Origin of the sequence: Pedobacter terrae (genome assembly GCF_036946585.1) — a bacterium.
GTDB lineage: Bacteria > Bacteroidota > Bacteroidia > Sphingobacteriales > Sphingobacteriaceae > Pedobacter > Pedobacter terrae_C.
In genome coordinates this window covers 35,003-57,515 of the sequence record NZ_JAQIIV010000013.1, presented here as the reverse complement: position 1 = coordinate 57,515, position 22,513 = coordinate 35,003, and the positions used below count along the sequence as shown (strand labels likewise).

General features: G+C 37.9%; 19 protein-coding genes. 7 read left to right on the top strand and 12 right to left on the bottom strand.

Going from position 1 to position 22,513, the window contains the following annotated elements; genetic code table 11:
* Positions 1-10 precede the first annotated feature (10 nt).
* The 3 genes from ligD to PGN18_RS16150 form a co-directional block, all read right to left on the bottom strand.
* Positions 11-2,707, bottom strand: coding sequence for a DNA ligase D (gene ligD / locus PGN18_RS16160; RefSeq protein WP_335320635.1), 2,697 nt, complete (start codon positions 2,705-2,707; stop codon positions 11-13).
* A gap of 12 nt (positions 2,708-2,719) precedes the next feature.
* Entirely contained in the window at positions 2,720-2,893 is a 174-nt protein-coding gene (locus tag PGN18_RS16155) for a DUF3606 domain-containing protein (RefSeq protein WP_335320634.1), read from the bottom strand.
* Between the two features lie 107 nt (positions 2,894-3,000).
* Positions 3,001-4,212, bottom strand: coding sequence for a glycosyltransferase family 87 protein (locus tag PGN18_RS16150; protein ID WP_335320633.1), 1,212 nt, complete (start codon positions 4,210-4,212; stop codon positions 3,001-3,003).
* 284 nt (positions 4,213-4,496) lie between these two features.
* Here PGN18_RS16150 and PGN18_RS16145 point away from each other — a divergent pair, with 284 nt between their 5' ends.
* Together PGN18_RS16145 and PGN18_RS16140 are read left to right on the top strand one after the other, a co-directional pair.
* Positions 4,497-4,718 (top strand): DUF1877 family protein, encoded by a 222-nt coding sequence (locus tag PGN18_RS16145; protein ID WP_335320632.1) that lies wholly within the window; start codon positions 4,497-4,499, stop codon positions 4,716-4,718.
* An 11-nt stretch (positions 4,719-4,729) separates the two neighbouring features.
* Positions 4,730-4,927, top strand: coding sequence for a hypothetical protein (locus PGN18_RS16140; protein WP_335320630.1), 198 nt, complete (start codon positions 4,730-4,732; stop codon positions 4,925-4,927).
* Here PGN18_RS16140 and PGN18_RS16135 read toward each other — a convergent pair.
* The 6 genes from PGN18_RS16135 to PGN18_RS16110 form a co-directional block, all read right to left on the bottom strand.
* On the bottom strand, positions 4,919-6,064 hold the full coding sequence (locus tag PGN18_RS16135; protein ID WP_335320629.1) for a serine hydrolase domain-containing protein: 1,146 nt from the start codon (positions 6,062-6,064) through the stop codon (positions 4,919-4,921). The two genes, PGN18_RS16140 and PGN18_RS16135, sit on opposite strands and share 9 nt — an antisense overlap.
* 63 nt (positions 6,065-6,127) lie before the next feature.
* The gene (locus tag PGN18_RS16130; protein ID WP_335320627.1) at positions 6,128-6,589 is read right to left on the bottom strand and encodes a VOC family protein; all 462 of its coding nucleotides are present in this window, start codon (positions 6,587-6,589) and stop codon (positions 6,128-6,130) included.
* A gap of 363 nt (positions 6,590-6,952) precedes the next feature.
* Positions 6,953-7,783 (bottom strand): aldo/keto reductase, encoded by an 831-nt coding sequence (locus PGN18_RS16125; protein WP_335320625.1) that lies wholly within the window; start codon positions 7,781-7,783, stop codon positions 6,953-6,955.
* A 406-nt stretch (positions 7,784-8,189) separates the two neighbouring features.
* The gene (locus tag PGN18_RS16120) at positions 8,190-9,623 is read right to left on the bottom strand and encodes a TolC family protein (RefSeq protein ID WP_335320624.1); all 1,434 of its coding nucleotides are present in this window, start codon (positions 9,621-9,623) and stop codon (positions 8,190-8,192) included.
* Positions 9,616-12,786, bottom strand: coding sequence for an efflux RND transporter permease subunit (locus tag PGN18_RS16115; protein ID WP_335320623.1), 3,171 nt, complete (start codon positions 12,784-12,786; stop codon positions 9,616-9,618). Before PGN18_RS16115 ends, PGN18_RS16120 begins: the two co-directional genes overlap by 8 nt.
* Before the next feature lie 24 nt (positions 12,787-12,810).
* On the bottom strand, positions 12,811-13,893 hold the full coding sequence (locus PGN18_RS16110; protein WP_335320622.1) for an efflux RND transporter periplasmic adaptor subunit: 1,083 nt from the start codon (positions 13,891-13,893) through the stop codon (positions 12,811-12,813).
* Between the two features lie 522 nt (positions 13,894-14,415).
* On the opposite strand from PGN18_RS16110, the gene PGN18_RS16105 reads away from it, so the two are divergent.
* The gene (locus tag PGN18_RS16105) at positions 14,416-14,562 is read left to right on the top strand and encodes a hypothetical protein (RefSeq protein WP_335320621.1); all 147 of its coding nucleotides are present in this window, start codon (positions 14,416-14,418) and stop codon (positions 14,560-14,562) included.
* An 87-nt stretch (positions 14,563-14,649) separates the two neighbouring features.
* Here PGN18_RS16105 and PGN18_RS16100 read toward each other — a convergent pair whose 3' ends face one another.
* Complete coding sequence (locus PGN18_RS16100; protein ID WP_335320619.1) at positions 14,650-14,973, bottom strand: TfoX/Sxy family protein; 324 nt, start codon at positions 14,971-14,973, stop codon at positions 14,650-14,652.
* A gap of 147 nt (positions 14,974-15,120) precedes the next feature.
* On the opposite strand from PGN18_RS16100, the gene PGN18_RS16095 reads away from it, so the two are divergent.
* On the top strand, positions 15,121-15,390 hold the full coding sequence (locus PGN18_RS16095; protein ID WP_335320618.1) for a hypothetical protein: 270 nt from the start codon (positions 15,121-15,123) through the stop codon (positions 15,388-15,390).
* 67 nt (positions 15,391-15,457) lie between these two features.
* Here PGN18_RS16095 and PGN18_RS16090 read toward each other — a convergent pair whose 3' ends face one another.
* Together PGN18_RS16090 and PGN18_RS16085 are read right to left on the bottom strand one after the other, a co-directional pair.
* Entirely contained in the window at positions 15,458-16,876 is a 1,419-nt protein-coding gene (locus PGN18_RS16090; RefSeq protein WP_335320617.1) for a glycoside hydrolase family 28 protein, read from the bottom strand.
* Positions 16,877-17,027: 151 nt separating this feature from the next.
* A complete protein-coding gene (locus tag PGN18_RS16085; RefSeq protein ID WP_335320616.1) occupies positions 17,028-18,050 on the bottom strand; it encodes a LacI family DNA-binding transcriptional regulator in 1,023 nt (340 codons plus the stop codon).
* A 472-nt stretch (positions 18,051-18,522) separates the two neighbouring features.
* On the opposite strand from PGN18_RS16085, the gene PGN18_RS16080 reads away from it, so the two are divergent.
* The 3 genes from PGN18_RS16080 to PGN18_RS16070 are packed head-to-tail and all read left to right on the top strand — an operon-like array spanning position 18,523 to position 22,513.
* Positions 18,523-19,410, top strand: coding sequence for an inositol oxygenase family protein (locus tag PGN18_RS16080; protein WP_335320615.1), 888 nt, complete (start codon positions 18,523-18,525; stop codon positions 19,408-19,410).
* 60 nt (positions 19,411-19,470) lie between these two features.
* Positions 19,471-19,680 (top strand): hypothetical protein, encoded by a 210-nt coding sequence (locus PGN18_RS16075; RefSeq protein WP_335320614.1) that lies wholly within the window; start codon positions 19,471-19,473, stop codon positions 19,678-19,680.
* Between the two features lies 1 nt (position 19,681).
* Entirely contained in the window at positions 19,682-22,513 is a 2,832-nt protein-coding gene (locus PGN18_RS16070; protein WP_335320697.1) for a SusC/RagA family TonB-linked outer membrane protein, read from the top strand.

The following is a 22,513-nucleotide window of genomic DNA, read 5'->3' as shown; positions in this document are numbered from 1 at the left end:
ATACCGGGGCTTATCCGAAAACACTTTTGGCTTTATCTACTGCTTTTATCAAATCTATTCCTTTGCCCAAAACACCTTTAAAAAGATCGCCTTCAATTTTTAGACGATCAATGGCATTAAAGATATTAAAGTCTTTCATTTTTAAACCTGGTTTTACTTCATCCCAATGTAAGGGCATTGATACCGTTGCACCAATTTTTGGACGTAAAGAATAAGGACCTGCTATGGTTGCTCCCGGCCTGTTCTGCAGAAAATCGAGATACATTTTACCCTTTCTGGCGCTGATTATCCGCTCCAAAGAGGTGTATTTTGGTATTTGTTTATGCACCAGGTTAACCACCATTTTGGCGAATAGCTGGCTTTGATCATAACTGTATTTAGCATTTAATGGGATATAAATATGCATTCCGGTTGAACCTGATGTTTTACAGTAACTGGGTACGCCAATAGCATCCAATACTTTTTTGGTTTCCAACGCCGTTTCCACCACCTGATCGAAAGATTGTTTATCGGGGTCCAGATCAATTACGCAATAATCAGGATGATCCGGACTTTGAATCCTGCTAAACCAGGGATTCATTTCTATACAGCCTAAACTGGCCATCCAGAGCAAGGATGCTTCATCTGTTCCAACCAGGTATTCCTTTTTTTCACCCTCGCCATTTTCATAAGGGAAAGTCTCTGCCCAATCTGGTGCTTTCCCCTTAACATCTTTCTGGTAAAAACTTTTGCCATGTATGCCGCCAGGAAAACGGTTAAGTGACTGTGGGCGATCTTTCAGATAAGGTAAAATATATTCAGCAACCTGATAATAGTAATTAAACATATCTCTTTTCGTCACCTTATCTTCAGGCCAATATATTTTGCTTAGGTTGGTAAATTTAAGTTCATGTCCTTTAACTTTCCTTACCTGAGTTTCATCTTTCGGATTTAACAATGTTTTTGGAACTTTACCTTCTGGTGCTTTAATTGCTTTTGCATGTGGATTTTTGGTCTCAGTATCTGCCACAGCTTTCTCTGTAGATACTTCCACTTCCCTAACCACATCCTTTGCTTTTTTATCTTCACGCATGCCCTGAAAAGATGGATGACGGAAAACGCCATCATCAGTTACTTCAGTAAATGAAACCTCGCATACCAATTCGGGTTTTAACCAGGTGGCTTTTGCCTTTGGCGGATTGGGCCTGAAGCGTGAAGGCTTATTTACATCGGGTATACTTTCGAAAGGGCTCTGATCTGCAATAATTGGCTTAAACTGTTCCATCATCGATTTTTGGAGCTTATCTGAAAATCCGGTACCTACCTTGCCTACATACTGCAGTTTTCCGTTTTCATAAACGCCCAAAAGTAAAGAACTGAAAGATTTGGTGGTATCAGCATTTTTAGTAAATCCTGCAATAACCACTTCCTGCCGTTTATGTACTTTAATTTTAAGCCATTCTTTAGATCTGTAGTTTGTACTATAAGTGCTATTTGTTTTTTTGGCGATAATCCCTTCCAAACCCATCCTTTCTGCTGCGTCAAAAAAGTCAACGCCACTCGCTTTAAAAACTTTCCCTAAACGTACCCGATCATCTTTGGTAGGTAAAACCTCATTCAATATGGCTTGGCGCTGATAAAGAGGTAGCTCCATTAGGTTTTTACCTTCATACCATAGGATATCGAACACATAAAAAACGAGTTCTCCATCGGCTTCGCTTCTCCAATTCTGAAGTGAACCAAAATTAGATATCCCTTTATCATTTAACACCAAAATTTCGCCATCAAAAACGGCATTTATCTTCCAGTCCGAAAGCAGATCGTAAATGGGATAAAATTTTTCATTAAAGGATTTATTATTTCGTGATAGCAGATCAACCTTTCCCTTATTTAGAAATGCGAGGGCACGGTAGCCATCCCATTTTACCTCATACTGCCAATCAGGATCATCAAAAGGTTCGTTAACCAGTGTGGCTAACATGGGTTTTATGCCCGTGGGAATACCCGTTTTCGGCGCTTTCTTTAGTATACTTTTAACATCTACCGTTGCTTCATCACCCACGGGTTTGGTTTCTTTCTTTGCTTTTTGCTTCGGGCTTTTTTTTTCGGTTTTTAAATCTTGTTCTTTTCCAGCTTTCCAAACCTTATCAGATGTTGTTTCCATCTTTTCAATCGTTTTACCGGAAAGCACAGATTTATCTTCTTTGGTAATGTCTTTCGTAGAAGCGTAATCGTCTTTGTGTTTGATCAACAGCCAGCCGTTCTCGCCCATTCCATGTGTTTTAACCAGTGCAAACTCGCCTTGAAGCTTTTCTCCGTTCAGCCTGATTTTTAAAGAGCCATCTTTCAACTGGCTTAACAAATGTTTTTCTTGTGCTTTTTTGCCTTTAATGGCTTCTATTGGCTCATAAGTACCTTCATCCCATACAATAACGGTTCCGCCACCATATTCGCCCTTTGGTATAATCCCTTCAAAATCCTTATAATCGTATGGATGATCTTCTACCATCATGGCCAGCCGCTTAATTTTAGGATCGGTTGATGGACCCTTTGGCACTGCCCAGCTTTTTAGCACACCTTCCATTTCGAGTCTGAAATCGTAATGCAACCTCGAGGCATCGTGTTTTTGGATCACAAAATGTAACTTATTCTGATCGATGCTTTTGCCCGATTTTGGTTCGTTAGTTTTCGAGAAATCACGTTTGGAAACATACTTTTTCAGACTCATAAAATTAATATCTTATTTTTTTAAATAATCTTCAACCGCGCTGGAAGAGGTTCCAACGGTTTCAACCGCAGCCTTTAGTTTATCTTTGCTCACACCGAATTTGTCAGACCAATAATCCAGCTCATAAGCTTCGTTAACATTAATCCTTGCCCGATCAGGGTTACCTGTTTTTTGTTTATCATCCATAACTATTTTTGATTAGATAGTTATAAAACAGCCCCATAACAAAAAAGGTTTTGACATCCATTTTTTCAAACAGATATTAAAACCTAAAAAAAATAAACATTAAAAATTTAATCTACCAGCACAGCAATCCTTTCTGGTTCTGTGTCTTCTATATAGGAAAGCCTATTATTGGTTGCATTATAAATAATCCTCATCCACACCAGAAAATAGGGAAAACTGATAATGGCTAAAGATAGCGGGTGTGACTTTGCAAACACCGGAAATAGCAATAAGGGGAAATTACAGGTAATTATCAATAAAATGGGTAACAATACCTTTTTCATCAAATCGTTCTTTTCTTTTACATACCATACCCCTACTCCAATAACAGCTATAATAAAAGTACAGTCTTCTGCTCCTGTGCTAAATAATATGGGAAAAATCATCACGGACGACAGCATCATTAACTGGAATCGGCTTTTTTTGAAACGAGATATATTTATGAAAGGCAAAATAAACAATAAGGAACCCAGGCTAAGGAATAGAAAATTAGATATTCTTTTCTCATTTAAGATTTCCCTGAAAAAACCCATGATGGAAATATCAATTCCCCCTCCTAATACATTGACCATATTCTTACTTGTTAAAGAGTTTTTCCAATCTTGATAACTGTGGATCACATAATCAGGGGAAGCGAAAAGCATAGGAATTAAAAATATGACCGCCGACCATACAACCAACCATAATATAAAAGATGATTTGTTTTTGGAAAAAAAGAAAAAAACCAAGCCTACAATGCCATATAATTTAATGAAGGTACCCAGTATGATGCAAAGTGCAGACCATACTCCCTTATCTTTATTTAATAAGGTATAACTTAATATCATCAATGCGCCTGCACCAGCATTAAACTGTTGGTTAAGCATTGATTCTATTAAACAGGGAATAGCAATATAACCAATTGCTATTTTTTGATCTTCGTTTAAGGGCAAGGTTTGTATAGCCTTAAAGAGAAAGAAGCAATTAAACAGGTTCCATAACAGTAGCCCTACCCAGTTATGAAAAATTGCAAAAGGGGCTATCAGCACACTAAAAATAGGACCATAATGATTGGAATCATCATGATAAGCCGGATAATTTGCATATAGCGAACGCTCATTAAGCAAGTTTCTAAATGTATTTTCAAAAATCAGGTAATTGTTGTAACGATTGGTTATCCAGGAATCGATTACAAATATGAGGGTGATTAAAACCCAAAGCAATAACACAAAGCGGTTGTTTTGATAAAACTTACGATCTGAAGAAATGACCTGATCGTTGGCTGGAAAATCATTTAACATTGTAAAAAATATATTACAATACAATTATATAAATGTAAATCGATAAAACCTAATGATTTATATATGAAAAATATTCTCTGGAGTGATCAGGTGAGTTCCGAAATGAGTTATCCATGTTTAAACCCAATTTATAGCTAATTTTTCTTATACCGGACCTTAACAAATCGAGATTTTCGACCATTTCTGCTAACGAAAATTATATTTTTTGAGATTTTACTGACAAATCATCAAAACCAAAATCGAAGATCGTCTGTTTAGTCTATTACTAACCAAAATTTATAAAAATGGAATATCAACTAAATTCGATGAATGCCAGAAAAGAATTTATCGAAATCGCAGACGAACAAGATCGCAATTATTGGGCCGCAAGATTGGGCATTAGCACTGAAAAACTTAAATCAGCTGTAAAAGCTTTGCAAAGTATGGAATTCTCAAAACTGAAAGAACACTTCATGATGGAGAAAATTAAATCCGGAAATACCTATCAACGTTTTATAAACCAATAATCAATAAAGGTATGGAATGTAAAAGTGAAAGCGAAAATGCAGTAATGGTTGTTCAAACAATTACTGACTACACCCATTTAATTGATCTTCCCCCTGTTAAAAGTGTTTTAGATCAGAAAGTAAAAGCTAACAATTTGAGCCATCCAAAAGCTGGCATCAGAACTTTATCAGCGTTCTTCCATAAGAATGGTTTAGCTGGTTTACTTTAAGTTGTTAAAGAAAGACTGGTATAAACTGTTTATTGCGGCACGACTAAAGTCGGGCAAACCGTCTGTATAAGTTGCGTTTATTCCATTGGTAATAATTACGAAGCCGAATTTTTCTTTAGGATTAAAAAACATGGTACTGTGTAAGCCGTATGCTGAACCAGTATGGCCCTTCAGTTTAACTCCTGGTATAAGCCGATCTGCAGTACTGATCGCTAAGCCATATCCTTCATCGGTGGTGATGGCCGTTTGCATGATCTTTGCACTTTTCCTGGTTATTATTTTCACACCATTTGATGTTCCATAATTCATATGCATCATCATGTATTTGGCTAAATCATAAGCAGAAATTTTCATTCCGCCTGTTGGCGAAAAAATTGGCGTAGAATAACCCATCACATAATTCGCAATTTCTGTTCGCCTTGGTGCATAAGCATTTGACGAAATTGTATAAGTCTTAGTATCTGGATGGTATTCGTACAGGCGTACAAAACGTGTACTATCTAAAGAATCGATGCAATAACCTCCATAAAGACCTAATGGTTTTAATACATGGTTTTTAATGTAGTTATCAAAACGCTCACCCGATATCTTTTCAATAATGGCACCAATCAGATTAAAATTAAGGTTACAATAATCGAATTTGCTTCCTGGCGCATAATCATTATAACATTTGGCCCAGTTTGGATTTTTATCAGGATTAATCACATCGAAACTTAAATATCCTTGTGAATCGTTTAAACTGGAAGTATGGGATAATGCCATTTTTAAGGTAATTTTCTGATCGGGAAATTTCGGATTTCTGATTTTGAACCCCACCAGGTCGCCAAAATCATCATCAAGCGAAATTTTACCAGCCTCTACCATCTGCATGATGGCTGTTGCCGAAAAAGATTTGGAAATAGAAGCGATCCTGAAAATATCCTGGTTGGTTAAAGGCAGTTGATGCTCTAAATCCTTTAAACCGAATGAATGGTTATAAATGATCCGGCCATCTTTTACTACGGCTACTGAAGCGCCAACAGCATTGTATTTTTCCATTACAGATTTAAAATCTGCTTCAGCTTTTTCTTGCTGAGCTTTAGATGGTGTAACTAAGCCAAAGATTAAAAAAAATGCGTAAAAGTATTTCAGTTTCATAGTCTTATCAGATAAGAATGCGCGTAGATTATAGTATGGAGAAATCCTATACATTCCAAAAAATTATTTATCGTCGTTTACTTCCAGCCAGTGTCCGTCTGGATCTTTAAAATAGACCTGTTTTACGCCATCAACACGAAGCGTAATGCCTTTTTCTTTCCCCGCCCAATCTTCAAAGCTGATGTTATTGGCGTTTAGTTTTTTTACAAAATCATCAATTGATGGGACACTGAAACACAAGTGGCCATTTTTATCAAAAGTTTCAGTTCCCCTGGCACCCTGGATGAGGTGAAGCTGTCCGGCAGGTCCTAAAGTAAACCAGGTATGCCGATTATCTTTAAAAGGTTCGGGAATCATTTTAAGGTTGAATACACTTTCATAAAAAGTAGTTGATTTTCTCAGATCTGACACATAAACAGCAATATGATTTAAAATAGCAGGTTTGTTCTCTGTTATATTTTGTGCCATGGTTTTTTGAAAAATAATAGAAAATAGAATAGCAAAGGTGAAGATGACTTGTTTCATGTTTAAATATCAAACTTAAATGCGAATATTGGTAATTAAAGTACTTCCGTCATGGCTTATTTACAAATGAAAAGGTTTTATCAGTGTCAGTTGGTAACAGCAGACACCACGGATAGTGGTAATTAAAGTACTTCCGTCATGGCTTATTTACAAATGAGATCTCTCCCCACCTGTATGGATGGGCACTGCGTTCGAAAGAACGATACTTCCATACCATTCAACTTCTTTAATAGCTGTCTATCAATATTGATTTTTATACCATAAATTATCCTCAGCACGACACGCTTTAATGCAAAAGGTCTTAGCGAGACGCTAAGACCAGTAAAAGTAAAAAGATTCTACGCTGTGCTCAGAATGACCATATTAATTCGCTAAGCTGTCAAATTCTTCTTGACTCAATTCAATTTTTTCTGCTTCTAAGTTTTCTTTTAAATGTTCTACAGATTTTGTTCCGGGGATTAAAAGGATATTTGATGATCTTTTTAATAACCAGGCCAATGCAATCTGAGCAGTTGTTGCTTTATGTTTTTCAGCAATCGCTTTGATCTTATCTGCTAATTTATGCGGACCAGAAGCCAATGGAAACCATGGAATAAAGGCCAGCCCCTGGTCTGCTGTAAAGTCTAAAACACTTTCCCACTGTCTATTGCCAAGGTTATATAAATTTTGAACAGAAACTACCGGAAGAATGTCCTGTACTTGTTTAATCTGATCGATAGTTACTTCTGATAAACCTACATTTTTTATTTTACCTTCTTTTACGGCTTCTGCCACAGGCGCCAGGGTTTTTACGACATCAACATTAGGATCAATGCGGTGCAGCTGCCATAAATCAATTGAATCGACTTTTAAACGCTGTAAACTGCCTTCAATATCCAACCTGATTTTTTTAGGATTTCCATTAGGTACCCATTTGTTTGGACCTGGACGATCAAATCCGCCTTTGGTAGCAATAAAAACATCTTTTTGAAAAGGCGATAAAGCATCAGCAATAAGTGATTCGTTAAACTCTGGCCCGTAAGCCTCTGCAGTATCAATAAAATTAACGCCATTTGCTACTGCTTCGCGCAAAACGGTTATTGCATTCTCCCGATCTTCTACTTCGCCAAAAACGCCGTCGCCAGTTAACTGCATGGCGCCGTAACCTAAACGATTAACTTCTAATTCGCCAAATTTGAATGTTGTTTTTCCCATTTTATTTTAGATATGATGATAAATTCTATGATTAAATAACCACAGGGGGATCGCATTGTTTGCCAAGCCAATTTTATGATAAATAAATGAGGAACTCATTTATTCGGCTAGAAATGTAGGTGTCAGATGGTAATATCCACCCCCACAACGATGTCTTAGCGGGATGTTAAGACTAGAAGGGTATAGCTATGTGCATAACTGTCCGCACAGGCGGGCACTTCGGTCGAAACGATACTTCGATACCATTCAACTTCTTCACCATCTGTTCATTAATATTGATTTTTATACCAAAAATTATCCTCAGCATGACACGCTTTAATGAAAAAGGTCTTAGCGAGACGCTAAGACCAGTAAAGATTATAAGGATAATTTAACTTACAGTATTTATGACTATTTATAGTATTGCCTATTTCCAGCCACCACCAAGTGCCTGGTAAATATCTACTACCGCATTTAATTGTTGTTTTTTGGTTTCAATCAATTCCAATTTTGATTGCAAAGCATCACGCTGTGTCATCAATACCTCAAAATAATCAGCCCGGGCAGCTTTGAACAAATCGTTCGAAATATCAATAGATTGTGTAAGCGCGGTAACCTGTTTAGATTTGAGATCATAGCTTTTTTGCAGGTTGCTGATTTTCGATAGCTGGTTGGCCACTTCTATATAACCATTTAAAATAGCTTTTTCATAATCAAAAACAGCCTGTAATTGTTTTGCATTTGCAGAAGAATACTCAGCCTTAATGGCATTTCTATTAATCAGTGGTCCGGCCAAATCTCCTGCCAAAGAGTAGATCAGGGACTCTGGTGTCCTTAACAAATAAGATGGATTAAAAGCCTGATAACCTATTGCTGCCGAAATTCCCAATGACGGATAAAACTGTGCCTTAGCAACTTTAACATCCAATTTAGCCGCCTCAAGCTCGTACTCAGCCTGTTTAATATCAGGACGATTGGCCAACAATTGTGCTGGTAAACCCGTATGTACGGTTACCGGTACCAGATCGGTAAAGCTGGATTTATCCCTGATAATAGGTTGAGGGAAACGGCCCAACAGAAAATTAATCTTATTCTCGTTTTCAATAATATCTTGTTGAATATCAAATTCCAGACTCTTAGAGCTTAATACTTCTGCTTCAAATTTGCGTACGGCAAGTTCGTTAACCCTTGTAGCCTGCTTTTGAATTTTCATCAACTCTAACGCATTGCTTTGGAGTTCGATGTTTTTTCTTACCGTTTCCAATTGATTATCTGAGGCCAATAACTCATAATATGAATTTGCAACTTCAGCAATTAAATTCGTGATCACAAAATTCTTACCTTCAACTGTTGACAGGTAATGATTAATGGCTGCTTTTTTTGAATTGCGCAACTTATGCCAGATATCTGCTTCCCAATTGGCTTGTAAACCGAAACGATAATCAGGCAACACTTCAGGCACACCTTTACCTGGAGTAATGTCAGTAGAAGCATCACCTGCGCCGGAGCTGGTATAACGACCAACTTTATCCAATCCTGCCCCTACTCCATAGGTTACGTTTGGTAAAAGTTCCCCTTTTCTGGCCTTTATTTCATTTTTGGCTATTTCAATATCCTGAAGGGTAATGTTCAGCTCCTGGTTATTTTTAAGCGCAGTATCAATCAGGCTGATCAGATTAGGATCAGTAAAAAAGTTACGCCACTGTATACTGGCAGAACTTACCGTATCCTGCGGGCCATTAAAGCTCACAGGTGTATTTTTATTTTCGGCACGTTGGGCTACTTCTGGCAGCTTACAGGCGGTATATGCGGCGCATATTAATACCAGTCCAAGGCCTTTATATAAATTATTCTTAAACATTATTCTCAATTTCTTCAGTTAATGGATGTTCTTCCTCAATTTTGATCAGCTTGTATTTTGCTGCAATTGATCCGAATATATAATATAAGCCAGGGATTACAATTACCCCGAAAATGGTACCGAAAAGCATACCGCCAGCCGCAGCCGAACCAATAGTACGGTTACCGATTTTACCTGGGCCGGTTGCGATCATTAAAGGAATCAAACCGGCAATAAAGGCAAAAGAGGTCATTAAAATCGGACGGAAACGCACGCTTGCTCCCTCCATTGCCGCCTTAAGTACTGATAATCCCTGACTTTGGCGCTGCGTGGCAAATTCTACAATTAATACCGCATTTTTACCGAGTAAACCAATGAGCATAACCATGGCCACCTGCGAATAGATATTGTTCTCTAATCCTAATAATTTCAGGAAAAGGAATGCACCAAAAATACCTGCAGGTAAGGATAGAATTACTGATAAAGGCAAAATGAAACTTTCATATTGTGCAGCCAATACCAGGTATACGAAACCCAAACAGATCAGGAAGATATAAATGGCACCATTGCCCCTTGATACCTGATCTTTTGAGATACCTGCCCAGTCGATACCGAAACCTCTTGGCAATGTTTTCTGTGCCACTTCATTAATGGCTTGAATGGCTTGACCTGAACTATAACCTGGCGCCGCCTGTCCGCTGATTTCAGAAGCATTGTACATATTGTGACGTGTGATCTCCGAAAGACCATAAACCCTTCTCATTTTTATAAATGCCGAGAAAGGCACCATTTCGTCACGACTGTTTTTGACTGAAAGTTTCAAAATATCTTCTGGTAAAGCACGATATTGAGGTAGGGCCTGTACGATTACCCGATACTGGCGATCGTATTTGATAAAGCTGGTTTCATAATCGCTACCCACAAAAGTAGACAAGGTATTCATTGCATTATCAATGCTTACGCCCTTTTGTTGAGCAATATCATTATCAACATCTAACATATACTGCGGAAAACTGGCACTGTAGAAAGTAAATACAGATGATAACTCTTTACGTTTATTTAACTCGCGCACAAAATCATTACCAACGGTTTCCATTTTTTTGTAATCGCCACTACCGGCTTTATCCAATAAACGGAGTTCGAAACCACCCGCTGCACCATAACCGGGCACCGCTGGTGGCTGAAAAAATTCGATCGTTGCACCTGGTATCGATTTTGATTTTTCTTCCAATTCTTCAATGATTTCCTGTGCCGAGTGTTTACGTTCGTTCCAATCTTTAAGGTTAATTAAACAGGTACCCGAGTTGGATCCTGTACCTTCACTAAGAATTTCATATCCGGCTAAAGATGAAACCGATTTAACGCCATCAATATCTTCGCACATTTTCTGCAATTTCTCTGCAATCTGATCTGTACGCTCTAATGTAGATCCCGGAGGGGTTTGAATGATGGCATACACCATTCCCTGGTCTTCGTTAGGGATAAAACCTGAAGGCACACTCGCACTTAATGCCCAAATACCTAAACAAAAAACCACCAACACGCCAAAGGTTAATAATCTACGGCTTACCACCCGGCTCAGTACCAATTCGTATTTGCCTGATAATTTACCGAAACTGCGATTAAAACCATCCAGAAAACGATCGATTAATGTTTTCTTTTTAGGCGCACCATGATTGTTTTTAAGCATAATGGCACACAAGGCAGGTGTAAGTGTTAAAGCCACAATACCTGAAAGGATAATTGCCGTTGCCATGGTGATGGAGAATTGACGGTAAAAAATACCCACCGGACCAGACATAAATGCTACCGGAATAAATACCGACGCCATCAAGAAGGTAATGGCAATAATGGCACCGCCGATCTCTTTCATGGCTTGCTGTGTAGCTTTTAATACTGATAGATTCCTATCCAGCTCCATCTTCGCATGCACCGCCTCAATTACCACAATCGCATCATCCACAACTACACCAATGGCCAACACCAATGCAAATAGGGTAATTAAGTTGAGCGTGATGCCAAAAAACTGCATAAACACGAACGTTCCGATTAAGGATACGGGTACAGCGATGGCTGGAATAAGCGTTGAACGCCAATCGCCCAGAAACAGGAATACCACTAAACCCACCAAAATAAAGGCCTCTACCAGGGTATGGATTACCTTTTCAATAGAGGCATCAAGGAATTTGGAAACGTCGTAACTAATCTCATAATCTAAACCTTTTGGAAAAGATGCGGCCTTAATTTCAGCCATTTTGGCCTTAACATCTTTAATCACCTGGCTGGCGTTACTGCCGTAAGATTGCTTTAAAACGATAGCAGCAGATGCTTTTCCGTTTAAAGTGGAATATAAATTGTAAGCTGAAGCACTAAAATCCACATCTGCTACATCTTTTAAGTGGAGCAACTGACCATCAGGTGTGGCCCTCACCACAATGTTTTCATAACCCTCTTTGGTATTGAAGCGCCCAGAATATTTTAGCACATATTCGAAAGCCTGCGAGCGTTTACCAGAACTCTCCCCTGTTTTACCGGGCGAGGCTTCTAAACTTTGCTCTTCAAGGCCTTTCATTACTTCATCAACCGAAATTTTATAAGCCTGCATACGGTCAGGTTTTAACCAGATCCGCATGGCATAATCCCTGTCGCCCAAAATATCAGCAAAACCTACTCCATCAACCCTTTTTAGCTCTGAAAGCAGGTTGATATCGGCATAGTTGTACAGGAAGTTCTGGTTCATTTTAGGGTCTTTGCTATACAGGTTGATATACATCAACATGTTAGGCTCTTCACGGGTGATTTTTACCCCTTCGCGGATAACCAAGGGCGGAAGTTTATTGGTCACAGCAGCTACACGGTTCTGTACGTTAAGTGAAGCCTGGTTGGGATCGGTACCCAGGTTAAACACCACCTGTACAGATGCTTCACCATCATTACCGGCATTAGACGCAATGTATTTCATGCCGGGTACACCATTAAGTGCACGTTCAAGCGGAATCACTACAGATTTAATCAGCAGCTCGTTATTTGCTCCGGGATAATCAGCAGTGATATTTACCTTGGGAGGAGATATGGTTGGAAATTGTGTAACAGGCAGATAGCTTATGGCCAACACCCCCAAAAACACAATAACCAGTGATATTACGATAGAAAGGACTGGCCTTTGTATGAATTTACTAAACATAAATGAAGTATAGAGGGGTTTAGATTATTCTGTTTTCAATCTCAATTGTTTCAACACTTCCTGAGGTTGCTGGAATTTAAAGGCAATTTTATCATCATCTTTAACTTTCTGTACACCTTCAAGCAAAATCTTATCATCAACGCTAATACCATCGCCTACGATGTATAAGTCAGGAAGATCTCCGGCAATGGTAATGGCCCTGGAGTGTACCTTGTTGTTTTTATCAACTACAAAAACATAGGTTTTGTCCTGTATATCATAAGTGGCCTTTTGGGGGATAATAATCGCATTTTTTAGGGGCACAACCATATGTACCTTACCCGTTTCACCATTCCTAAGGAGGTTATCGCTATTATTGAACCTTGCCCTGAAAGCAATATTTCCGGTTTCGTTATCAAATTCGCTTTCAATAACTTCTACCTTCCCTTTCGATTTAAGAAATTCGCCGTTTGCCAGTAACAAGCTTACTTCTTGCTGGCTTTTTGCTTTGGCAGCACTCTGATAGTTTAAATATTCAGGTTCTGATACGTTGAAATAGGCAAAAACCTGACTGTTATCTGAAAGGCTGGTTAATAACGCACCTTCATCAACCAAACTTCCCAATTTTAAAGGAATACGATCGATGGTACCATCAAACGGTGCTCTGATTTCGGTGTTGGATAGGTGGAATTTAGCCAAAGAGGTTTCGGCATTTGCCGATTGCAGTTTAGCTTTAGCCATGGCCAGTTCATTTTTAGAAACGATATTTTTATCTGAAAGTAATTTGGTGTTTTCCAATTCAATTTGAGCCGATTTAGTTTCAGCTTGTGCCTTTAACAATTCAGATTGTGCCGCTTTAGGCATAATTTTAAACAACAACTGGCCTGCTTTTACATGCTGACCTTCATCTACATAAATATTTTGGAGATAACCCTTTTCCTGGGCCCTAACTTCGATGTTGCGAACAGATTTGATCTGCGAAACATATTCTTTGGTAAAGGAAGTATCCATTCTTAAAGGCGTGGTTACCGCATAAGTTTCTACTTCTTGCTTTTCTTCTTTCTTCGAGGTGCAACTTGTTGCGTAAAGCAAAGTAAACAAGCCTAAGCACATGAGAACTCTTTTCATTTTTTGGAGTGGTTTTTAATCTGATTTATTTTCTCTAATTAGTTTCCCTCGTTAACCATTTAATTATGAAAAGTTCTCTACAACCGGTTTATAGATACTTTTTGATTTCAATAAATTATGGTTACGCAACGATTTAATTCGAAAGCGAAATAAATACAGTTTTATGAAGTTATAATGAAGTTAAACTTCAGGTTTGGGCAAAAAAATGGCATTTGGGAATAAAAAGACAGGATTTTAAACTGTATATTAAATCAGTTTATTGACCGTAAATACCTTGTTTTCAATCATCAAGATTTCTTCAGATAAATTTTTTAATGATAGATGCCCTTGTATATTATAGCATTGAGCAGAAAAGTTAGCTAGTTAAGGCCTAACTACGTGATGCTTAACCCGATAAACTATTGCCGGGGATGACAATATATACTTAACATTTACACAACAATGTACTTATATTAAAGCACTATTTTAGCCAACACAAAATCAGCCATTTTTTGTTTAGTAATCAGATTAAAGTGGTAAAATATGGAAAACGAAATACAATCTGAAAGAGACATACAATGCGAATTCCTCAATATTTTCAAGTTTATATGGGCAGCTTGTGGTATAGCCCCATTAGGTGAAACAACTGGCGATCCGGAACCAGAAAGTATAAATTCTTTATCAAATTAAGATGAATAAAGGTTTCGGCTACTATTATTTGCCAAAGAACTTAATTGATATTTTTTTTCGGCCGGGCACTTACCTCAATTAATACCTTTATTTCTTTTTCTTGGGTTTGGCAGCGGGCAGTTCGGCTACCGTAATATCCACCAGTTTTTTTAACCAATCTCGGTCTTCCAACTGCTCTTCAATTACAAACTGATTTTTTGCTCCCGGATATGGAGGTGCTTCTACCACATCCCTGATATATGCCCTTCCAGATGATGTTGGTTTAACAAACAATTTGTTGTCGCATACAAGAGCAAATAACTTATCATCAAAATACAAGCCGTATTCACCAAACATCTTTTTATAGGTCACCTGACCGGAATAATTAAACTGATCGATTATAAAATCTACAAATTTCTGATCTGATGCCATTTTGAATTGATTGAAATTAAACTCCATTGTAAAATTAGAATATTCTTTTCATTCTGATTTGCTTTGCTTCCCTTAATCGCTAAATTTGCCGCCAAACAAACAGTTGCTATTTATTGCAAGCTAATGTGCTAATTTAAAAAGAATAAAATGGAAGAAAACGATTTTGTTTCGATCTGGCTGGAAGAAACCGGAAATCCTGCAATTGAGAAACTAACACAGTTAAACCTTGATGTTGCCCATAAAACCACAGCAATACTTAATCTAAATGGTTCGACGGAAAACGACCTGGCTTCCATATTGGATATTAATCCGGATGAAATCAAAAGATGGTTAATCGGCGGGCATGTTTTCAGTGTCAAAACCATTAACGAAATCAATACTGCCTTAACTGGAATTGCTATGAGCAACCAGCAATAATTAAATCCATACTTTAAGTATAGTGTTTTCCGGTTTGATATAGGGCAACCAATTATTTAAAATTTTCTTATTTTTCTACTGTGGTTTCACTAAAGTTAATTTCCCTAAGCTTACTTACATTTTTTTTCTCCAATGCCCTACTGGCATAGGCAGGTTTATTTTTACCCCAAACAACATTGCTGTTCTGCAGGCTGATGTATCCGGTATTTTCAAAATAAAATCCCGCAACCGCACTTTTAACCAGCCCTTCAACATTGCTGGGCCTGCGATCATATACTCCACCTGCTTCATTTGTTGTTTTATCGAGATGAACACTCACCTGATCAAAATAGATGTCAGAAATTTTATCCGGACTTTCGCCGCTGACGTAAACACCGCTTTCTCCGGTACACCTGATATTACTAAAATAAATATTTTTAACCGCACCCACCTTGCCTTTGGTCTCCCCCTTTGGTAAACGCCAGCCAGCGTCTTTATTATTACTCGTGGCTCTTGGATAAGCAGTTATATAAATCGGCTCTGCCTTGCCCCACCACACATCCGAGAAAAGTTTCGATTCGATAAATAGGTTAGAGAAAATAACATGCTCAACAGTACCCTCATCGCGATTTTGAATCCCAATACCGCGGTTGCTCTTTCTGATATTGCAATTATTGATGAGTACATTACTGATCCGGTCCATATTTTCAGAACCAATTTTAATGGCACACGAGCTAGAGGTCATGGTACAGTTACTGACCACGATATTTTCACAGGCTCCATATTCTTCGAACTCACGTCTGTTTTTTAAGCAGATACAATCATCACCCGATTCAATAAAACAATTGGTAATTCGCACATTTTTACTGTGATCCAGGTCAATACCATCACTATTGCGGATTTTTATACTGTTCAGCAAGGTGATATTGGATATGGAAACATCATTACAGCCCACCAAATGAACTGTCCAGTACGCGGAATTTTGAAGCGTTACCCCGTCTATGTTCAATTTATTACAGCCAATTAGCGTAAGCAAATGCGGCCTAGGATCTATAATATTAAACGGTTTTAAAACATACGAATCGCTCAACTCCTCTCCCATAAAAGAAATCCCATTTCCATCAATTATTCCTGTTCCGGTAATACTCACCTGCTCAAGCTTTTCTCCACCTATCCAAATGGTTCCCTCACCCTTATTTTCCCTAAAAGCACTTCGCGTATATAGTTTTTCATCAGGACTGGCTAATAGTTTAGCCCCACCTTCTACCTTTAAATCAACAAACGATTTCAAATTAAAAGGACCTGCTAAAAACACATTTCCAGCCGGCACAATAACCTGTCCACCACCCGCCGCCGAACAGGCATTGATGGCCTTTTGAATGGCAGCAGCATCGTTGGTTTTACCGTCGCCCACTGCGCCGTAGTTTTTAATATTAAACAATTTATTTTGGGCCATCCCGCTGAAAGAAATCAGCAGTACAAAAAAGAGTAAAGGTCTAATTTTCATTTTTAAATCGCTATCAGTTTGGTTTATTTAACTTATCCCAATGGTCAAAAAACGGTTTAAAAATCATAAAAAATCCCAATGTTGATGGTCTAATTCAATTATTTAATTACGTAAACGTTTTCGGGAAACAGCAAATAAAAAATGTATTTTTTTAGCTTCCGCAACCGGTAGATTCCCGTTTGGTAAGTACCGATTTCAGAATAATATTCTGTTCATCGTCCAGTTGTTTTTTGTTGAGAATTTTGAAGAGGCATTTAGCTGCTTCGCGGCCAATTTCAAATGCAGGTTGTGATATTGTTGTAAGTGATGGACTCAAAAGTTTTGCTGTACTGAGGTTAGAAAAACTAAGTATTTTAACATCATCCGGAATCTTTAAACCCATTTCCCTACAGGCGCAATATGTTGGAATAATAAATTCTTCGATAGAGGAAAAAAGTGCATCTGGTTTATACTTTTTAAGTAATTCTGTTATCTGCCGCCGGTTAAGTTCTTCATCGTCAATATAGTTAATAACAAGTTGATCTGAAACGGCAATCCCATGCACTTTCAATGCATCAAGATAACCAGCAAACCTTGCCTTACCTGCCGGAAGGTTTTCGAGTCCAAATAAATATGCGATTTTAGTGCAGCCACACTCAATTAAATGTTCAGTAGCCTGAAAAGCAACTTCGTAATCATCAGTAGTTACTTTAACCGCATCCAGGTTTTCGTATACCCGATCGAAAAAGACCAAGGGAATTTTTTTGACCAGATTGGCATAATATTCACTATTGTATTCACTACTTGATACGGAAGTGAGAATACCATCTACCCGCCCGTTTAACAAGCTGTTGGTAAATGCTTTCTCTGCCTCTATGTCTTCGTGGGTTTGATAAATCAGTACATGGTAACCATATTGCCGGGCAATTTCTTCGATTCCCATGATAGACAAAGAGAAAAAATTATTCGCCACGCGGGGTATAACTACTGCTATTGTTTTGGTTTTGTTGCTGCGCAGGTTACTTGCAGCGGGATTTGGGGTATAGTTCAGTTCTTTCGCCAAGGACCATACCCTGTTTTTGGTTTTTAAACTGATTTCATAGCTATCGTTGAGTGCCTTAGAAACGGTTGCGATTGAAATATTTAACTCTTGAGCCAACCGCTTAATATTAACTGCTTCCCCCATGTTCTTCATTTTGTTTTGTTAGTTTTTAAGGTCTGCGTAGCCTTTGCCAATGAAAATTGACAGGACAGCATCTACCTTTTTTCACCAGCAGCACTTTGCAAAACAGCAGCCTCAACAGTTATACGATATAAGCATTGAATTGGATGTTCTAAATAAGTTAGCCGATTGCTGCCCAATATCATTTCTTGTTGAAACAAATAGCTAACAGCGAACGAAAATATAAAAATATCATAACATCACCTTTCATTTTTTTCTTTGGCCTTTTTTTAATGCCCGCACAATCACAACAATATTATCAAAAAGAACAAAATATATAACTAATTAAATTTAAGCATTTTAACTCATATTTTTCACTAAGTAATAAAATTTTACGTAATCGTTTAAGTAAATAAAGTTGGCCAATCATAAAATTTTAAGCTTTCAAAAACTCAACTTTAACCCAACAACCAACAAATTTTCATAGAAATCAATTTCTAGCCTTATGAGAAACCAAAGTCATTCTTCAAAGGATAACCAAAATCCTTTGCAAAATCTTGATCAATGGGAAGAGGATATATTAACCCGATATCCAAATCCCAAAAGTATCAATGCTGACAAAAAAGAAGAGCAGTTCAGAAATTATGAAGAAACAGAAAAGGATAGTGTAAAGGAATTTTACAGGCTTAACCACACTTATCAAACCTACGATTTTGTGAAGCAGAAAAAAGCCGATTACCTTAGGTTCAATAAACAAGAGATGCCCATCTGGAGTGCGTTCGATTTTTTAAATAAGTTGGTGGATGACTCTGATCCTGATACTGATTTAGACCAAATGCAGCACCTATTGCAAACATCTGAAGCCATTAGAAACGACGGTCACCCTGATTGGATGGTTTTGGTTGGCTTAATCCACGATATGGGTAAGGTGCTTTGTTTATTCGGTGAACCGCAATGGGCTGTTGTTGGTGATACTTTCCCGGTTGGTTGTGCTTATTCTGATAAAATTGTTTATCCGGAATTTTTCAGTCAGAATCCTGATTACAAAAATGATGTTTACCAAACTAAACTGGGGGTTTATACCCAAAATTGTGGTTTGGATCATGTAGATATGTCATGGGGCCATGATGAATATGTGTACCACATGATGAAACCCTACCTACCAGAACCAGGTTTATACATGCTCCGTTACCACTCTTTTTATTCGCAACATAGGGAACATGCATACGATCACCTGATGAATGAAAAAGACCATGAAATGTTTAAGTGGGTTGACCTTTTTAACCCATATGATTTATATTCTAAAAACCCCAATCAAAAAAGCTGGGCAGAACTGGAACCCTATTACAAAGCACTGGTGACTAAGTATTTACCTGACACCATTAAGTTTTAAATTCTATCTCCAAACATTGATAACCAAATAACAATTTATGAATCTAATTTTACAAAAATCATGAGATTTAAAAGTACACGCTTAAAGTATAGCGGCCTGTTTATGCTGCTTTTACTCATCAGCCAGGTGTTCAATAATGCCTACGCGCAAACTGAACGAAAAATTACCGGAACCTTGTTAGATAATACCAACCAACCCATTATAGGGGCTTCGGTTTCAGTAAAGGGAACAACAAAGGTTACCTCCAACGGGTGCCGGTGGGTCGTTTAGCATCTCTGCTAAAACAGGAGATAAAATATTATTCAGTTTTTTAGGTTATCAAACCAAAGAGCTTACTGTAGGCGCCTCATCTACTTATTCTGTTACGATCGTTGAATCTACAGCTTCATTAACTGACGTTGTGGTAGTAGGTTACGGCAAAAGCTCAAGAAAGGCGTTAACCAGTTCCATCTCTACAGTTAAAGGCGATGATTTGAATAAAGGAGCCATTAGTGATGTTGGCCAGATGTTACAAGGTAAAGTACCAGGTTTAAATATTACCAGAAGTGGTGACCCAAACCGTAACGCAGCTATTATTATGCGTGGTGCATCTACCCTACGTGATGGTGCACAATCGCCACTTTTTGTAATTGATGGTGTGGTAGGTGCCGATATTTCGATTCTGGCACCAGATGACATTGCTTCAATTGATGTTTTAAAAGATGCAGCAGCATCAGCAATTTATGGTAACAGGGCGGCGAATGGGGTAATTATGGTTACTACCAAAAAAGGTGTTGCGGGCCAGGCCCAAATTAGTTATAATGGCTACTTCGGCGTAGAAAATGTATCTAACCGTTATGATATGATGGATGCTGAGGAGTTGAAAGCGTTCCTTGCAAAAAACAATTATGCCCTTACCCCAGCAAATGATAAAGGTGCCAATACTAACTGGCAAGATGAGGTTCAGCGCAGCAATGCCTTATCATACAACCACAATGTATCGCTCAGCGGTGGAACTGAAAAAACGACTTATAACGCCAGTTTAAATTATTTTAAGCAGGATGGTATCATCAAAACGAGTGATTTGAATAGATTTATCGGTCGTATTGGTATTGAACAAAAAGCTTTAAATGATAAGTTAAAGATTGGATTAAACATCAGCAACTCGATCAGTAACGCTAATCTGGTTCCTTATCGTAATACTGTGCTATCACAAATGCTTACTTACTTACCAACCTCACCAGTTAAAAATCCGGACGGATCATATTTTGATAACTTAATTCAAAGTAATTACTATAATCCGGTTTCGATGCTAGAGAATGGTAAGGAGAACTTGAAGAGTAAAAATATTTTAGGAAATTTGACTGTAAACCTAAAATTACCGTTTGGTTTCTCTTATGATGTTTCAGCATCATATCAAAATACTCAAGATAACTATGCTGCGTTTTACAACAGTGTTTACACTTCCAGATATAATAATGTTAGGAATACACCAGAGCCACCTGCAACGCCTGGTTTTGTAAGCTTAGTAGGTAAGGATGGTTTAGCGGTAAGAAATGCTTACCAAAACACCAATAAAATTATCGAGACCTACTTAACGTGGAATAAAAAATTTGGCGATCATGATATCAACGCCGTAGTGGGTTACTCTTACCAACAATCGTTAAATAACGACGGTTTCCAAACCAGTTCTACCAACTTCCCAATCAATCAGGTAAGTTATAACAACTTAAGTTTAGGAAATCCGTATGCAGTAACTGATTTCAGGGTAGATTATAATCCTGGCAGAACATATCAGGAAATTTTAATGATTTCCGACTTTGCAAGGGTAAATTACAACTACAAAAACAAATACCTTGTACAAGGATCAATCAGAAGAGATGGATCAAACGTATTTGGTATAAATGAAACATGGGGTTATTACCCATCTGTTGGCGCAGCATGGAACATTGATCAGGAAAATTTCTTCAAAAATTTAGGTGTAATCAAAACCCTAAAGTTAAGAGCCAGTTATGGCATTGCTGGTAACTCTCTTGGATTTGCTCCGTTAACTACCAAATTAATCTATGGTCAGGTTGGACAATTTTATTACAATGGTTCGCCAAGAGAAGGTGCCTATGGTGCCATTCAAAATGAAAATCCTGATTTAAGATGGGAGAAAACAGCTACAACCAATGTGGGTGTCGACTTTGGATTGCTTAATGGCAGATTAACAGGATCTGTGGATCTATATGATAAAAAAACAACCGATTTGATTTTATCATTCGACGTTAATAATAATTTATACCCGGCAGGCAGCTATACGGCAAATGTAGGTGAATTAAGCAATAAGGGTATTGAATTAGTTTTAAATGGTACACCAGTAATTACTGATAATTTTAGCTGGACTACAGGTTTTAACCTGGCGCATAATAAAAATAAAATCATCACCCTTTCTAACGATAGCAGATTTAACATTGAAGACCGGTTGACTATTTCTCCTGATGGAGCCGGACAAAGTGGTGCTACCTTGCAAATTCTCAGACCGGGCCAGGCAATCGGAACTTTCTACACGTTTAAATATGCCGGAAAAAATGCGAATGGGGTTTCACAGTATTATGATGCCGCTGGTAATCTTACAACCACCCCAGCTAACAAAACAGACTATTACATTCTTGGAGATGCACAGCCAAAAGCATTGATAGGTTGGTCAAATAATATTCGCTATAAAAATTTTGATTTAAGCGTGTTCATGAGAGCTACTTTAGGTCTTAAAATTATGAATGTTACCCGTGCAGACTTATTCCGCCCTAGCACGGCACAATTTACCAATATACCGGTAGAGGTTGAAAATGAATCAACGGCTGATTTTAACGCGCCTAAATACTCAAGCAGGTTTTTAGAAAATGGTAGTTATTTACGTTTAGATAATGCTACACTTGGCTATACTTTCAAAAAAGGACTTATTCCCGGTGTAAATTCTCTTCGATTATATACTACAGCAAACAACCTGTTTGTAATTACCGGTTACAAAGGAATAGACCCAGAGATTAACCAGGGCGGTACTGCTCCAGGTGTAGATACCAATAACTTTTATCCTAAAACCAGAACATTTTTATTCGGGTTAAACGTGTCATTTAATTAA

Bases quoted from the DNA above. Each gene is read 5' to 3' on its own strand.
- ligD (WP_335320635.1), bottom strand. From the start codon at position 2,707: ATGAGTCTGAAAAAGTATGTTTCCAAACGTGATTTCTCGAAAACTAAC.
- PGN18_RS16155 (WP_335320634.1), bottom strand. From the start codon at position 2,893: ATGGATGATAAACAAAAAACAGGTAACCCTGATCGGGCAAGGATTAAT.
- PGN18_RS16150 (WP_335320633.1), bottom strand. From the start codon at position 4,212: ATGTTAAATGATTTTCCAGCCAACGATCAGGTCATTTCTTCAGATCGT.
- PGN18_RS16145 (WP_335320632.1), top strand. From the start codon at position 4,497: ATGGAATATCAACTAAATTCGATGAATGCCAGAAAAGAATTTATCGAA.
- PGN18_RS16140 (WP_335320630.1), top strand. From the start codon at position 4,730: ATGGAATGTAAAAGTGAAAGCGAAAATGCAGTAATGGTTGTTCAAACA.
- PGN18_RS16135 (WP_335320629.1), bottom strand. From the start codon at position 6,064: ATGAAACTGAAATACTTTTACGCATTTTTTTTAATCTTTGGCTTAGTT.
- PGN18_RS16130 (WP_335320627.1), bottom strand. From the start codon at position 6,589: ATGAAACAAGTCATCTTCACCTTTGCTATTCTATTTTCTATTATTTTT.
- PGN18_RS16125 (WP_335320625.1), bottom strand. From the start codon at position 7,783: ATGGGAAAAACAACATTCAAATTTGGCGAATTAGAAGTTAATCGTTTA.
- PGN18_RS16120 (WP_335320624.1), bottom strand. From the start codon at position 9,623: ATGTTTAAGAATAATTTATATAAAGGCCTTGGACTGGTATTAATATGC.
- PGN18_RS16115 (WP_335320623.1), bottom strand. From the start codon at position 12,786: ATGTTTAGTAAATTCATACAAAGGCCAGTCCTTTCTATCGTAATATCA.
- PGN18_RS16110 (WP_335320622.1), bottom strand. From the start codon at position 13,893: ATGAAAAGAGTTCTCATGTGCTTAGGCTTGTTTACTTTGCTTTACGCA.
- PGN18_RS16105 (WP_335320621.1), top strand. From the start codon at position 14,416: ATGGAAAACGAAATACAATCTGAAAGAGACATACAATGCGAATTCCTC.
- PGN18_RS16100 (WP_335320619.1), bottom strand. From the start codon at position 14,973: ATGGCATCAGATCAGAAATTTGTAGATTTTATAATCGATCAGTTTAAT.
- PGN18_RS16095 (WP_335320618.1), top strand. From the start codon at position 15,121: ATGGAAGAAAACGATTTTGTTTCGATCTGGCTGGAAGAAACCGGAAAT.
- PGN18_RS16090 (WP_335320617.1), bottom strand. From the start codon at position 16,876: ATGAAAATTAGACCTTTACTCTTTTTTGTACTGCTGATTTCTTTCAGC.
- PGN18_RS16085 (WP_335320616.1), bottom strand. From the start codon at position 18,050: ATGAAGAACATGGGGGAAGCAGTTAATATTAAGCGGTTGGCTCAAGAG.
- PGN18_RS16080 (WP_335320615.1), top strand. From the start codon at position 18,523: ATGAGAAACCAAAGTCATTCTTCAAAGGATAACCAAAATCCTTTGCAA.
- PGN18_RS16075 (WP_335320614.1), top strand. From the start codon at position 19,471: ATGAGATTTAAAAGTACACGCTTAAAGTATAGCGGCCTGTTTATGCTG.